The following is a 13,560-nucleotide window of genomic DNA, read 5'->3' as shown; positions in this document are numbered from 1 at the left end:
GTCACGGCTTGACGCCGTACAGGGCGGCCAGATCGGCGGGCAGGCTGTTGGCCCATTGGGTGATGTTGCCGGCACCCAGGCACACCACCAGATCGCCGGGCTTGGCCATCTCGCGGACGATCTGCGGCAGTTCGTGCGGGCCGTGCAGGGCGACGACGTGGCGGTGCCCGTGCATCCGCAGCCCTTCGACCAACGTGTCGCGGTTGACGCCCTCGATCGGGGCCTCGCCCGCCGCGTAGACATCGGCGACGACGACGGCGTCGGCGTCGTTGAAGCAGGTGCAGAACTCTTCGAACAGATTGGCCAGACGCGAATAGCGGTGGGGCTGGACCACGGCGATGGTGCGTCCGGTCCCGGCGGTGCGGGCGGCGCGCAGCACGGCGGCGATCTCGACCGGGTGGTGGCCGTAATCGTCGATCACGGTGATGCCGTTGACCTCGCCGGTCTTGGTGAAGCGGCGCTTCACGCCCTGGAACTTGGCCATGCTGTCGCGCATCACCACATCGGGCAGGCCCATTTCGTTGCCGACGGCAAAGCAGGCCAGCGAGTTCTGGACGTTGTGCGGGCCGTACATCGGCAGGCGCACCCCGGTGATGGCGCGCGTTTCGCCGGTGTGGCGGTCATAGACGAGCACGTCGTATTTCGCCCCCGCCGGGCTGTGTTCGACGTTGACGGCGCGGATGTCGGCCTGCGGGGAAAAACCGTAGGTGATGATGCGGCGATCCGACACGCGCGGAATCATCGCCTGCACCTCCGGATGGTCGATGCAGAGCGCGGCGAAGCCGTAGAAGGGGATGTTCTGGACGAAGCTGTCGAACGCGGCGCGCGCGTTGTCGAAGGTCCCGTAGAAGTCCAGATGCTCCGGGTCCATGTTGGTGACGACGGCGATGCAGGCGGGCAGCTTGACGAAGGTTCCGTCGCTCTCGTCGGCCTCCACCACCATCCAGTCGCCGGTTCCAAGCCGGGTGTTGGAGCCGTAGGCGTTGATGATGCCGCCGTTGATGACGGTGGGGTCGAGGTTGGCGTGTTCCAGCATGTGGCCGACCATCGAGGTCGTCGTGGTCTTGCCGTGGGTCCCGCCGATGGCGATGGCCCATTTCAGCCGCATCAGCTCGCCCAGCATTTCGGCGCGGCGCACCACCGGGACCAGGGCGGCGCGGGCGGCGACGACCTCCGGGTTGTCGCGCTTGACCGCCGAGGACACCACCAGAACCGTGGCCCCGACGATGTTCTCCGCCTGATGGCCGATGAAGACGCGGATGCCCAGGTCGCGCAGCCGCTTGACGTTGGCGCTTTCCGTCAGGTCGGAGCCTTGGACCGTGTAGCCCAAATTGCGCAGCACCTCGGCGATGCCGCTCATGCCGATGCCGCCGATGCCGACGAAATGAATGGTGCCGATGGAGAGGGGAAGAGCGCGCATCTGGACTTACTTTCCGCGTCGGAGCATCAGGCGAAGGGTGGCGTCGACCGCGTCGTCGGACAGGTCGGCGGGAAGGGGCTGCGCCCCATGGATGGCGTGCAGGCGGTTGCGTAGAAAGCTGGTGCCAAGGATCGACCGGGGTACGAGGGGACAATAAGGACGGTTGAACCATCCTCCCTCGGTCCGGGTCAAGTGCGGCCAATTCTCCAACCCCTTTGCGTCGGGTTTGGTCAGCGCGCGGGCGGTCGTCCGGGTCTTCATCATGGCGCGGCTGCCCCCTTGGTTTCTGGTGTCGCGAGCATCGCCAGAACCGCGTCGGCCAGCGCGTCGGCGGCTTGCGCGGTTCCCCAATCGCGGGCCGCCATGGCGGCGGCGCGCAGGGCGGCGGGGTCGGTCAGCAGCATCCCCAGGCGGTCGGCCAGCGCGCGGGCGGTGAACTCCGGCTGCGGAACCAGCCACGCCGCCCCGACCTCCGCCAACTGGCGGGCGTTGGCGGTCTGGTGGTCGTCGGTGGCGTGCGGGTAGGGGACCAGGATCGCCGGGCGGCCGACGCAGGTCAATTCCGCGATGGTCGAGGCCCCCGACCGGGTGATGGCCAGATGGCAAGCGGCCAGACGGTCCGGCACGTCGCGGAAGAAGCTCTCCAACGTCAGGCCGCCCAGGCCCAGATCGGACAGGGCGACACGCGCGGCCTCCAGATCCTCCGGTCGGCATTGCTGCGACAGATGGATGCGGGCGCGGGTGTCGGCGGGCAGCAGGGCCAGCGCCTGCGGGATCACCTCGGAAAAGACCCGCGCGCCCTGGCTGCCGCCCATCACCAGCAGGTGGATCGGCGCGGTCCCCTCCGGCGCGTGATAGGGGGCGTCGCGGTGGGCGGCGATGGCCGGGCGGACCGGGTTGCCGGTGCGGATGATCTTGGCGCGGTCGGCCTCGCCGATGCGCGACACCCCGGTGAAGGCGACGGCCAGACGGCGCGCCCCGGCGATCAGCATCCGGTTGGCCCGGCCCAGAACGGCGTTCTGTTCGTGCAGCAGGGCGGGAATCCGGCCCTGGATGGCGGCGTAGACGGTCGGAACCGACGGGTAGCCGCCAAAGCCGACCACCGCCGCCGGGCGCAGGCGACGCAGCAGGCTGCGGGCCTCCAGCAGCCCCAGCGCCATTTCGACGGCGGCCTTCAGCTTGCCGACGATGCCCGCCCCGGGGGAGGCGGCGCGGATGCGGTGGACCGGGACCTCCGCCAGCGACTCGCCAAAGGCGTGGCCGCGCCGGTCCGTCACCAGCGTCACCGACCGGCCACGGGCCAGCAGCGCGCGGGCCAGCGCCTCGGCCGGGAACATGTGCCCGCCGGTGCCGCCAGCGGCCAGCACGATGCTGTTGGTGGTGGGGGAGGTCATCGCCGCGTCACTCCATCGGGCCGAAGCGCTTGCGCGTCAGCGCCAGCACCATGCCCATGCCGAAGCCCAGCGCCAGCAGCGACGAGCCGCCATAGGAGATGAAGGGCAGCGTCATGCCCTTGGTTGGCATCAGATGCAGCGCCGACCCCATGTTGATCGCCGCCTGCAGGCCGAACTGGATCAGCAGGCCGGCGGTGGCGAGCAGCACGAAATAATTGCTGTCGTTGAAGACGCGGGCAAAGCCGCGCAGCACGACGAAAGCGAACAGCATCACCAGGAACAGACAGAAGACCAGCCCCATCTCCTCCCCCGCCACGGCAAAGATGAAGTCGGCATGGCTGTCGGGCAGGGAGAATTTCACCGTGCCCTGACCGGGGCCGGTGCCGAAAAGCCCGCCGTTGGCGAAGGCCTCCATCGAGCGGTTGACCTGATAATTGTCGCCCGCGTGGGGGTCGAGGAAGCGGTTGATGCGGCTGGTGACGTGCGGCAGCAGCAGATAGGCCCCGAACAGTCCGGCCACGCCGACCCCGCCCAACGCCATCACCAGCATGATGTTCAGCCCGGCGAGAAAGAATTGGGTGAACCACACCGCCGAGACGACGAAGGTCATGCCCAGATCGGGTTGCAGGATCAGCCCGGCGGTGGTCACGCCGTAGAGCGCCATCGACACCAGCGCGCCGGGAAAGCCGGGCAGGGTGCGCGACAGCGAAAAGAGCCAGGCCGCCACCACGGCGAAGGCGGGTTTCACGAACTCGGATGGTTGGATCGACAGGCCGGGGATGTGGATCCAGCGGCGCGCGCCCTTGATCTCCACCCCGACGACCAGCGTGGCGAACACCAGCAGCAGCGCCACCAGGAACACGCCCAGCGCCAACCGCCGCACGCCGCGCGGGCTGAGCAACGACACGCCGCACATGATGGCGATGGACGGGACCAGCATCATCAGGTGGCGTTCGACGAAATGGAACATGTCCTGGATGCCGATGCGCTCGGCCACCGGCGGGCTGGCGGCGGTGATCAGCACCGTTCCCAGGAACATCAGCAGGGCGACGGCCCCCAACTGCCAGCGGTCCACCGTCCACCACCAGCGGCCGAAGATCGATTGGTCGGTGCGGTCGAAGGTGATCATTCGTCCTCACTCCCCTCCGGTTCGCGCGCGGCGGCGATGGCGGCGGCGTACCCGGCAAAGGCCTCGCCCCGCTTTTCGAAATTGGCGAACTGGTCCCAACTGGCGCAGGCGGGCGACAACAGCACGCAGGCCCCGTCCAGCCCCTCGGCCAGCGCGAGACCGGCGGCCTTGGTGGTGGCGATGTCGAGCGTGCCGCAGCGGGTGTGCGCCACCCCCTGCGCGGTCAGCCACGCGGCGAACTGGTCCTGCGCCTCGCCGATCAGGAAGGCATGGCGGACCCGGCCCATATAACCCTCCAACCCGGCCAGCCCGGTGTCCTTGGCTTGCCCGCCCAGGATCCAATAGATCGGGTCGAAGGTCGCCAGCGCCTTTTCGGTGGCGTCGGCGTTGGTCGCCTTGCTGTCGTTGACGAAGCGCACGCCGTTCACGGTCGCGACCAATTGCTGGCGGTGGGCAAGGCCGGGAAAGCTTGTCATCGCCTGGACGATGGTGGCAACCGGCACCCCGGCGGCCTTGCAGGCGGCGTAGGCCGCCGCCGCGTTCTGCCAATTGTGCGCGCCCAGCAGGTTGGGAAAATCGGCCAGTTCGGCCACCCGTTCGGCCCGCCCGTCGGTGTCGTCGATCAACCCGCCGTCGGCGGCGTAGACGCCACCGGCCACCGGACCACGCGCCGAAATCGGCCAAATCCGTTGATCGGCGGCGGCGGTCAGCTCGGCGCAAATCCGGCGGCTCGGCGCGTCGTCCACCCCGATCACCGCCGTGCGCGGGCCGGTCTGGCGATGAAAGATCAGCGACTTCGCCGCCACATAGCCGTCCATGCCGCCATGGCGGGCCAGATGGTCGGGCGTGATGTTCAGCAGGATGGCGACGTCGAAGGTGATGGAGAAGGTCAGCTCCAGCTGATAGCTCGACATCTCCAGAATGTGGGTCCCGCCGCTGCCCAGCGGGTCGAAGGACAGGACCGGCGTGCCGAGGTTGCCGCCCACCTGGATGGGCCGCCGCGCCGCCGCCATGATGTGGCCGATCAGGGTGGTGGTGGTGGACTTTCCGTTCGTGCCGGTGATGCCGATGAAGGACGAATCGCGCTCGGACCGGCCCAGCAACTCGACGTCGCACACCAGCTCAACCCCCGCCGCGCGGGCGCGGACGGCCACCGGGTGTGGGGCCGGGTGGGTGTGGGGAATGCCGGGCGACCAGACGATGGTCGTCAACTCCGACAGATCGGCGGTGGCGAGATCGACCACACGGAAGCCGTCGGCCTCGGCCTTGGCGCGGCTGGCGGGGTTGTCGTCCCACACCCAGACCTCGGCCCCGCTGCGGCGCAAGGCGGCGGCGGTCGCCAGCCCGGATTTCCCCAGACCCATGACCGCGACCGGCAAGCCTTCCATGTAAAACAGGTCGATCATTCCGGCCTCACCGCAGTTTCAAGGTGGACAGGCCGACCAGCGCCAGGATCGACGCGATGATCCAGAAGCGGATGACCACGGTCGGCTCCGCCCAGCCCTTTTTCTCGAAGTGATGGTGCAGCGGGGCCATGCGGAACACGCGCTTGCCGGTGAGCTTGAAGGACAGGACCTGCACGATGACCGACACCGTCTCCAGCACGAACAGGCCGCCGATGATGCCCAGCACGATTTCGTGCTTCGTCACCACGCTGACCGCGCCCAAGGCCCCACCCAGCGACAGCGAGCCGGTGTCGCCCATGAACACCATGGCGGGCGGCGCGTTGTACCAGAGGAAGCCCAGCCCGGCCCCCACCAGCGCGCCGCAGAACACCGCCAGTTCACCGGACCCCGGCACATGGTGGATTTGCAGGTAGTTGGCGAAGATGGCGTTGCCGGTCAGGTAGGAGATCAGGCCGAAGCAACCCGCCGCGATCATCGTCGGCACGATGGCCAGCCCGTCCAACCCGTCGGTCAGATTGACGGAGTTCGAGGCCCCGACCATGACGAAGGCCCCGAAGGGCACGAAGAACCACGACAGTTGGATCAGGTAGTCCTTGATGAAGGGCACGGAGATGCCGCCCGCCAGGGGCGGGGCCGACACCCACATGATGAGCGCCGACGCGGTCAACCCGATGCCGATCTCCCAGCCCAGGCGGAAACGGCCCGACAGCCCCTTGGTGTTGCGCTTGGTCAGCTTCAGATAGTCATCGCCGAACCCGATCAGGCCGTAGCCGATCGTCACCAGCAGCACGATCCACAGATAGGCGTTGGTGACGTCGGCCCACAGGATGGTGCTGACCGTCATGGCGATCAGGATCATCAGGCCGCCCATGGTGGGCGTGCCCTTCTTCTTGAAATGGCTTTCCGGCCCGTCGGCGCGGATGGGCTGGCCTTCCCCCTGCTTGCTCTTCAGCCACGCGATCAGCCGGGGGAAGAACAGAAAGCTGATGATCAGCGAGGTCAACACCGCGCCGCCCGTCCGAAAGGTCAGGTAGCGGAACAGGTTGAACGGCGAAAAGACATCCGCCAGCGGAAAGAGAAGGTTGTAAAGCATCGGTTCCCATCAGCCTCGCGGACCGTTGGCGGTGTCGGGCGGATTTGCGGTGTTGGTCGTCGCGGGGGTTTTAGCAGCGTTTTGCGCGGTGTCGAGCGTCAACAGCGCGTCCACGATCAATCCGGTGCGGCTGCCCAGCGATCCCTTGACCATCACCACGTCGTTCGCGCGCACCGCGTCGGCCACGATGGGGGCCAGATCACGGCTGGATTCGGTCCAGGCCCCGCGCCGGTCCGGCGGCAGCCGGTCGAACAGCACCCGCATGTGCGGGCCGCAGGCATAGACGCGCTCCACCCCGGCGGCGAGCAGCGGTCCGGCCAGATCGGCGTGCAGCGCGTCGGCGGTGTCGCCCAGTTCGCGCATGTCGCCCAGCACGGCGATGCGCCGCCCGCCTTCGGCCACCGGCAGATTGCCCAGCACCCCCAGCGTCGCCGCCATCGCCGCCGGGCTGGCGTTGTAGCTTTCATCAACCAGGGTGAAGGTCCCGCCATCGGCCAGCGTCACCGTCTTGCGCACGCCGCGCCCCTTGACCGGGTTCAGCGTGGCCAGCGATTGCGCCGCCTGCGCGGCGTCCCCGCCCAGGGCAGCGACGGCCAGCAGAACGCCCAGGCTGTTCATCACCCAATGCCGCCCCGGCATCGCCACGGTGAAGGACAGGGTTTGACCATGAACGCGCGCGGTGGCCGCGCTGCTGGTCGCGCCCAGCGTCAGATCCAGCAGTTGGGCGTCGGTCCCGTCGGCGGTCCCGAAGCTGTGAATGCGGCTGAGGCCCCGCGCGCGGGCGGCGGCGGCCAGGCGGTCGAACTGCGCGTTGTCGCGGTTCAGGATCGCCACCCCATTGGGGGCCAGCCCTTCGAAGATCTCGGCCTTGGCGTCGGCGATGGCGGCCACCGAGTCAAAGAACTCCAGATGCACCGCCTCGACGTTGGTGATGAGCGCGACGTGGGGGCGGACCTGCCGGGACAGCGGCCCCAACTCGCCCGCGTGGTTCATGCCCAGTTCGAACACGCCGAACCGGCTGTCGGCGGGCAGGCGGGCCAGCGACAGCGGCACGCCCCAATGGTTGTTCAGGCTGCCTTCGGTGGCGTAGGTCGCCCCCTGCGCGGCCAGGACATGGCGCAGCGTCTCCTTGGTGCTGGTCTTGCCCACCGAGCCGGTGACGCCGACGATGCGCGCGCCGCAGGCGGCGCGGGAGGTTTGGCCGAGCGCGGCCATGGCGTCGAGCGTGTCGCCGTCCACGATCAGCAGCGGCGCGTCGGCGGGGACATCGTCGGGCACGCGGGAAACCAGAGCGGCGGCGGCCCCGGCCGCCAGCGCGGCGGCGGTGAAGGCGTGCCCGTCGAAATTCGGCCCCTGGATGGCGATGAAGAGATCACCGGGCGCGATCTTGCGGCTGTCGATCGACAGGCCGGTCGCCGCCCATGGCCGGGTGGCGCGTCCGCCGGTGGCGGCCACGGCGCTGGCGTCGGTCCACAGGATGGGCAGGTTTGTCAGGGGGTGGTTCGTCAGGGGGGGGCTGGTCATGATGCGATCTCCGCAACCGCTTTGCGGGCTTCCTCGGCGTCGTCGAAGGGGCGGACCTCGGTCCCGACGATCTGCCCCGGTTCATGGCCCTTGCCGGCGATCACCAGCACGTCGCCGGGCTGAAGGCCGCGCACCGCCGCGCGGATCGCCTCGGCCCGGTCGCCGATCTCCTCCAGCCGTCCGGCGAGGTCGCCGGTGGCGGCGGCCAGGATTTCGCCGCGCACGAAGGCCGGATCCTCGGTGCGCGGGTTGTCGTCGGTCACGATGGCGCGGTCGGCCAGACGGGCGGCCAGCGCGCCCATCACCGGGCGTTTGCCCCGGTCGCGGTCGCCGCCGCAGCCGAACACGGCGACCAGATGGCGTTGCGCGTGACCGCGCAGGGCGGTGAGCACCGTGTCCAGCGCGTCGGGCGTGTGGGCGAAATCGACGTAGACGGTGGCCCCGTTCGGGTGGGTGGCGACGTGCTGCAAGCGGCCCGGCACGCCGTCCAGCGTCGGCAGGGTGGCCAGCGCGGTGTCCACATCCCCGCCCGACCCGATCACCAGACCCAGCGCGCACAGCACGTTCCAGGCCTGGAATTGACCGGCCAGCGGCAGATCAACGCGGACCTCGCGGCCCAGAACGGTCAGATCCAGCCGTTGCCCGTGGGCCAGCGGGGTGACGGCGCGCACGCGCAGCTCCTCCCCGGCCAAGCCGTAGGACAGCACACGCAGCCCGCGCGCCCGGCTGGCGGTGGCAAAATGCGCGTGATCCGGCGAATCGGCGTTCAGCACGGCGGCCGCACCGGGCGGCAGGACGCGGCTGAACAGCAGCGCCTTGGCGTCGCGGTACGCCTCCATCGTGCCGTGATAGTCGAGATGGTCGCGCGTCAGGTTGGTGAAGCCCCCGGCGGCCAGCGTCACCGCGTCCAGACGGAATTGGTCCAGGCCGTGGCTCGACGCCTCCATCGCCAGATGGTCGATGCCCGCGTCGGCGACGGCGGCCAACTGGCGGTGCAGAGCCACCGGATCGGGCGTGGTCATCGCGCCGTAGCCGCCCAACCCCGGCCCGATCAACCCCAGCGTGCCCAGGCTGGCCGCCGCCTTGCCCATGCGTTCCCAGATTTGGGCGGCGAATTGGACGGTGGAGGTCTTGCCGTTGGTCCCGGTGACGGCGACCACGGTTCCCGGCTGGCGGTGGCCGTGGAAGGCGGCGGCCATGCGGGCAAAGGTCAGGCGCGGCTGCGGATCGGTCAGCAGCACGGCTCCGGCCGCGTCGGGCGGCAGCTCGGTTCCTTCGGCGGCCAGGATGGCGACGGCCCCCTTGTCCAGCGCGTCGCGGATGAAGGCGCGCCCATCGGCCTTCGCACCCGCCAAGGCCGCAAAGACAAAACCGGGCCTGACCGCGCGGCTGTCGGCGGTCAGCCCGGTCACGTCCGGATCGGCGGGCGCGCTGGCGCTACCGGGTTTTGGCAGGAGCTGGGACAGACGCAACGGTGCTTCCCTTCGGCGGGTTCGGAGCGGCGGCGGTTGGGGTGTTCGGCGGTTGCTGCGCCCAGTTGGTGGACCCGGCGGCGTTCAGATAGGTGGCGCTGAGAATCTCCGGCGCGCTTTCGTCCACCGTCGGCACGTCCAGCAACGGACCGATCTGCTTGATGATCCGGCCCACGGCGGGCGCGGCGACCCAGCCGCCGGTCGCGTAGCCATAGGTCTTGGCGGTGGCCTGCGGTTCGTCGATCAGCACATAGACGATGTAGCGCGGGTCGTGCATCGGGAACGCGCCCAGGAAGGACGACATGCGCGAGTTCTTTTGGTAATGGCGGCCCTTCTGCTTGTCGGCGGTCCCGGTCTTGCCGCCGACGACATAGCCCTTGACCCCCGCCGACTTGCCGGTCCCTTCCGTCACCACGAAGCGGAACATGCGCCGCATCATGTCGGAGGTCTGGCGCGACACCACCTGTTCGCCGGGGATCGGCGCGCCGGGCTGGCGGAGCAGGATGGTGGGCGGGTGGAACACGCCGCCGTTGATGACCGACGCCGCCGCCGCCACCGTGTGCATCGGGCTGACCGAAATGCCGTGGCCGAAGGAGATCGTCATGCTGTTGACTTCCCGCCACGGGTTGGGAACCAGCGGCCAGCCGCTTTCCGGCAGTTCCAGCGCGGTCGGGCGGGTGAAGCCCATCTTGGCCATGAAGGCGCGTTGGGCGGCGATGCCGACCACCTGCGCCATGCGCACCGACCCCAGGTTTGAGGAGTGCTGGAACACCTCCGCCACGGTCAGGGCGCGGCGGAGGCTGTGATAGTCATTGATGGTGAACCGCCCGATCTTGATCGGGTGGACGGCGTCAAAGGTGTCCGTCACCCGGATCTTGCCGGAATCAAGGGCCAACGCCGAGTTGAAGATCTTGAAGGTCGATCCCATCTCGTACACGCCCAGCGTGGCGCGGTTGAACAGCGTTTCCGGGTTCAGGCCGGTCGGGTCCTGCGGATCGAAATCGGGCAGGGAGGTCATCGCCATCACCTCGCCCGTGCGGACGTCGAAGACGATTCCCGCCGCACCGATGGCCCGGAATTCCTGGATCGTCGCGATCAGTTCCTTGCGCAGCACATGCTGAAGCCGCAGGTCGATGGACAATTGCAGCGGGGTGGCCGGATCCTCGTTCAGCCGCTTGCTGAACCCCTGCTCCAGCCCGGCCAATCCGTTGTTGTCCACCCCGGTGAAGCCGACGATGTGCGAGGTCAGATTGCCCGCCGGGTAGAAGCGCCGCTCCTCCCGCTCGAACGACATGCCGGGGATGCCCAGGCGATGGACCGCGTATTGCTGCCTTGGTGTCAGGTTGCGCTTGAGCCAGACAAAGCGCTTGTCACCGCTGAGCTTGCCATAGACCTCTTTGTAATCGAGTTCCGGCAGGGCGGAGACCAGCTTGCGCGCTGCCTCGTCGGGGCGGGAGATCAGTTTGGGATCGGCGTAGAGCGACTGCGTGACCAGCGAGGTGGCCAGCAGGTTGCCGTTGCGGTCGATGATGTCGGCACGGTTGGTGGTCGTGGTGTCCAGTTCCAGCGCGTGATGCTGGCGCGGTTCGCCGCCGTGGCTGAACAGGGTGGCGATCACCAGCTTGACGCCGATGGCCGAAAACACGGTGGTGACGACCGCCGCCGTCACCATCAGCCGATAGCGCGTCTGCTCCATCGCCGCCGTCGCCGAGGGCTTCGACCGGTGGGTCAAGGCGGCAAAGACGCGCCTCAGAAGTTGGCCGGGCGGCGGCAGGGTCATCGATTCGCTCCCAACCGGGCCACCAGCAGCCCGAGGCTGTCGGTGGCCTTGGGTTGCGGGGCGGAAGCCTGCGTTTTGCCCGCCGACGGAGCGGGCGGAATCGGGCGGTTCGCAATGTCGGTCGGACGGTTCATCGGCGGAAGCGGGGCGTTGGGGGCCATCTTGCCGGGGGGAAGTGCGGCGGGAACCGGCTGCGGGGCAGCGGTGGGAGCCGGGGCGGCAACCGGGGCCGCCGGGGCCGGAGCGGGCGGGGCCTTGGCGGCGGCGGGAATGAGGGTGGAGGGCTTGATCGGCGCGCTCTTCACCGTCGGGGCGACGGGCAGGGCGGCGGGCACGATCACCGGGGTTTTTTCCAGCGCCTTGTCCATCGACAGCTTGGGCGTCGGGGCGGGCACGCGGGCGGTGTTGACGGGTTGCGGGGCTTGGGCTGGGACGGGAGCGGCGAGGCGCGCGGTGGCGATCGGTGCCGGTGCCGACGGAGCGCGGGCGGCGACCGGGACGACGCTGGCGGGCAGGGCCGGATTCACCCCGCGACCGGGCAATGGCAAGGGCTGGGGCGCGGCATCCGGGGCCTGGGCCGGGCGCATCGGCAGGCTGTCCAGCGCCACGAACTGGCGGGCCTCGGTCGGTTGCAGGGCCAGATGGGCGCGGGCCAACTCTTCCAGCTTGGCCGGATCGTTCAGGTAGCTCCATTCGGCGCGCAGCACCTGGATGGATTCCTGCTCGGTCACGATCTTGCGGTTCAGCCCGGCCAGCTTTTCTTCCAAATCCTGGACGTCGTAGCTGGTTTGGAACAACACGGCCCCGGCGGCGGCGATCAGACCACCCCAGAACAGCCAGGTCTTGCCTTTCATGCGGCCTCCTTGCCGGACACCGGGAAGGCCGGTGCCGCTGTGCGTTCCGCCGCGCGCAACCGGGCGGACCGGGCGCGCGGGTTGTGACGGGCTTCGGCCTCGCTGGGGGCGACGGGCTTGCGCCCCAGCAGGCGGAAGGATGGCGAACGCGCGGTGGCGGCAGCCACCGGCGTGTGGCGGGACGGGGCGGGCGGCGGGGACGACCGATCCTTCAGGAAGGTCTTGACCTCGCGGTCCTCCAGCGAATGGAACGAGACGACGGCCAACCGCCCGCCCGGCGACGCCAGCAGCGATTCGGCGGCGGCCAGACCGCGCCGCAACTCGCCCAGCTCGTCGTTCACATGGATGCGCAGGCCCTGGAAACTGCGGGTGGCCGGGTCGATCATGTCCTTGCGCCCCTTCGGGACCACCGACCGGATCAGTTCGGCCAGGTCGCGGGTGCGCAGGATCGGGGCGGTCAGGCGGGCGGCGACGATGGCGCGGGCCACGCGGCGGGCCATCCGCTCTTCCCCATAATGATAAAAGATGTCGGCCAGTTCGGCTTCGCTGGCGTGGTTGACCACATCGGCGGCGGTAGGCCCGCTCTGGCCCATGCGCATGTCCAGCGGCCCGTCGAAGCGGAAGGAGAAGCCGCGCTCCGGCTCGTCGATCTGCGGGGAGGACACGCCGATGTCGAGCGCCACGCCGTCGACGCTGGCGACGCCCTGGTCGGCCAGCAGGCGGGCCATGTCGCCGAAGCAGCCCTCGATGATGCTGAAGCGGCCCGGGTAACGGTCGGCCAGCGCCCGACCGCGCGCGATGGCGGCGGGGTCGCGGTCGATGGCCCAGACGTGGCAGTCGGCGGCCTCCAGAATGGCGCGGGTGTAGCCTCCGGCCCCGAAAGTGCCATCGACATAGACGCCGCCGTCGCGGGGGGCCAGCGCCTCGATCACCTCGGCCAGCAGAACGGGGATGTGCGGGCTGTTCATCGGTTGGTCGCTCATGCGTCACCCCCGTTCCGGCTGGAGGCACCACGAGCGGCCTTGGCGACGATCTGGCTCAACGAGATGTCCTTGCGCACCGCCTGTTCGCGCAGGGTGGCTTCGTGCGCCTTCAGGGCGTTGGGTTCCCAAATCTGGAAGGTCTTGCGGCGACCGATGAAGGACGCCTCTTCTTCGATTCCGGCGAATTCGGCCAGCTCGCGCGGCAGGACGATGCGGCCCTCGCCATCCATCGGAACCGGGATCGATTTGCCGAAGATGAAGGTTTCGATCAGGTCGCGTTCGGCGGCGTCGAGGTCGGGGGACTCCAGGCTTTCGGAGAGAACGTCCAGGTAATCCTGATCCGCCCCTTCGAGAGCCTGATGATTGAGCGACGGCCACAGATAGATGGTGCTGGGGGCCGAGGTTTTGGCAAGCGACTGCCGGAACTGTGCCGGGATGGACACACGCCCTTTCCTGTCAACTTTGTTGACGTATGTGGACAGGAAAACGGCCATCGGCCTGATGA

General features: G+C 69.0%; 12 protein-coding genes. All 12 read right to left on the bottom strand.

The genetic code is table 11. The features are described from left to right. Position 1 precedes the first annotated feature (1 nt). The 12 genes from murC to EJ903_RS14130 are packed head-to-tail and all read right to left on the bottom strand — an operon-like array spanning position 2 to position 13,498. Positions 2 to 1,420, bottom strand: coding sequence for a UDP-N-acetylmuramate--L-alanine ligase (gene murC, locus EJ903_RS14185; protein ID WP_126616470.1), 1,419 nt, complete (start codon positions 1,418 to 1,420; stop codon positions 2 to 4). Between the two features lie 6 nt (positions 1,421 to 1,426). Beyond that, positions 1,427 to 1,684 carry a hypothetical protein gene (locus EJ903_RS14180; protein ID WP_246015571.1) on the bottom strand — a complete coding sequence of 86 codons (258 nt, stop codon included), beginning with the start codon at positions 1,682 to 1,684 and terminating at the stop codon, positions 1,427 to 1,429. Continuing rightward, positions 1,681 to 2,814, bottom strand: coding sequence for an undecaprenyldiphospho-muramoylpentapeptide beta-N-acetylglucosaminyltransferase (gene murG / locus EJ903_RS14175; RefSeq protein ID WP_126616468.1), 1,134 nt, complete (start codon positions 2,812 to 2,814; stop codon positions 1,681 to 1,683). Before murG ends, EJ903_RS14180 begins: the two co-directional genes overlap by 4 nt. A 7-nt stretch (positions 2,815 to 2,821) precedes the next feature. After that, positions 2,822 to 3,943: an FtsW/RodA/SpoVE family cell cycle protein gene (locus tag EJ903_RS14170; RefSeq protein WP_126616465.1), complete on the bottom strand. Its 1,122-nt coding sequence runs from the start codon at positions 3,941 to 3,943 to the stop codon at positions 2,822 to 2,824. Continuing rightward, entirely contained in the window at positions 3,940 to 5,349 is a 1,410-nt protein-coding gene (gene murD / locus EJ903_RS14165) for a UDP-N-acetylmuramoyl-L-alanine--D-glutamate ligase (RefSeq protein WP_126616462.1), read from the bottom strand. The genes EJ903_RS14170 and murD overlap by 4 nt, the downstream gene beginning before the upstream one ends. Before the next feature lie 7 nt (positions 5,350 to 5,356). Continuing rightward, positions 5,357 to 6,442, bottom strand: coding sequence for a phospho-N-acetylmuramoyl-pentapeptide-transferase (gene mraY, locus EJ903_RS14160; protein WP_126616459.1), 1,086 nt, complete (start codon positions 6,440 to 6,442; stop codon positions 5,357 to 5,359). A gap of 9 nt (positions 6,443 to 6,451) precedes the next feature. After that, positions 6,452 to 7,966: a UDP-N-acetylmuramoylalanyl-D-glutamyl-2,6-diaminopimelate--D-alanyl-D-alanine ligase gene (locus tag EJ903_RS14155; RefSeq protein WP_126616457.1), complete on the bottom strand. Its 1,515-nt coding sequence runs from the start codon at positions 7,964 to 7,966 to the stop codon at positions 6,452 to 6,454. Further along, the gene (locus tag EJ903_RS14150) at positions 7,963 to 9,438 is read right to left on the bottom strand and encodes a UDP-N-acetylmuramoyl-L-alanyl-D-glutamate--2,6-diaminopimelate ligase (protein ID WP_126616455.1); all 1,476 of its coding nucleotides are present in this window, start codon (positions 9,436 to 9,438) and stop codon (positions 7,963 to 7,965) included. Before EJ903_RS14150 ends, EJ903_RS14155 begins: the two co-directional genes overlap by 4 nt. After that, positions 9,404 to 11,218 (bottom strand): peptidoglycan D,D-transpeptidase FtsI family protein, encoded by a 1,815-nt coding sequence (locus tag EJ903_RS14145; RefSeq protein ID WP_126616452.1) that lies wholly within the window; start codon positions 11,216 to 11,218, stop codon positions 9,404 to 9,406. The genes EJ903_RS14150 and EJ903_RS14145 overlap by 35 nt, the downstream gene beginning before the upstream one ends. After that, positions 11,215 to 12,072, bottom strand: coding sequence for a cell division protein FtsL (ftsL, locus tag EJ903_RS14140; RefSeq protein WP_126616449.1), 858 nt, complete (start codon positions 12,070 to 12,072; stop codon positions 11,215 to 11,217). Before ftsL ends, EJ903_RS14145 begins: the two co-directional genes overlap by 4 nt. Further along, complete coding sequence (rsmH, locus tag EJ903_RS14135) at positions 12,069 to 13,055, bottom strand: 16S rRNA (cytosine(1402)-N(4))-methyltransferase RsmH (protein WP_126616446.1); 987 nt, start codon at positions 13,053 to 13,055, stop codon at positions 12,069 to 12,071. Before rsmH ends, ftsL begins: the two co-directional genes overlap by 4 nt. Continuing rightward, positions 13,052 to 13,498: a division/cell wall cluster transcriptional repressor MraZ gene (locus EJ903_RS14130; protein WP_342772170.1), complete on the bottom strand. Its 447-nt coding sequence runs from the start codon at positions 13,496 to 13,498 to the stop codon at positions 13,052 to 13,054. The genes rsmH and EJ903_RS14130 overlap by 4 nt, the downstream gene beginning before the upstream one ends. Positions 13,499 to 13,560: the final 62 nt, after the last annotated feature.

Source organism: Azospirillum griseum (assembly GCF_003966125.1).
GTDB lineage: Bacteria > Pseudomonadota > Alphaproteobacteria > Azospirillales > Azospirillaceae > Azospirillum > Azospirillum griseum.
This window is presented reverse-complemented; position numbering and strand designations above follow the sequence as displayed.

Bases quoted from the DNA above. Each gene is read 5' to 3' on its own strand.
- murD (WP_126616462.1), bottom strand. From the start codon at position 5,349: ATGATCGACCTGTTTTACATGGAAGGCTTGCCGGTCGCGGTCATGGGT.
- murG (WP_126616468.1), bottom strand. From the start codon at position 2,814: ATGACCTCCCCCACCACCAACAGCATCGTGCTGGCCGCTGGCGGCACC.
- mraY (WP_126616459.1), bottom strand. From the start codon at position 6,442: ATGCTTTACAACCTTCTCTTTCCGCTGGCGGATGTCTTTTCGCCGTTC.
- EJ903_RS14155 (WP_126616457.1), bottom strand. From the start codon at position 7,966: ATGACCAGCCCCCCCCTGACGAACCACCCCCTGACAAACCTGCCCATC.
- ftsL (WP_126616449.1), bottom strand. From the start codon at position 12,072: ATGAAAGGCAAGACCTGGCTGTTCTGGGGTGGTCTGATCGCCGCCGCC.
- murC (WP_126616470.1), bottom strand. From the start codon at position 1,420: ATGCGCGCTCTTCCCCTCTCCATCGGCACCATTCATTTCGTCGGCATC.
- EJ903_RS14170 (WP_126616465.1), bottom strand. From the start codon at position 3,943: ATGATCACCTTCGACCGCACCGACCAATCGATCTTCGGCCGCTGGTGG.
- rsmH (WP_126616446.1), bottom strand. From the start codon at position 13,055: ATGAGCGACCAACCGATGAACAGCCCGCACATCCCCGTTCTGCTGGCC.
- EJ903_RS14180 (WP_246015571.1), bottom strand. From the start codon at position 1,684: ATGATGAAGACCCGGACGACCGCCCGCGCGCTGACCAAACCCGACGCA.
- EJ903_RS14145 (WP_126616452.1), bottom strand. From the start codon at position 11,218: ATGACCCTGCCGCCGCCCGGCCAACTTCTGAGGCGCGTCTTTGCCGCC.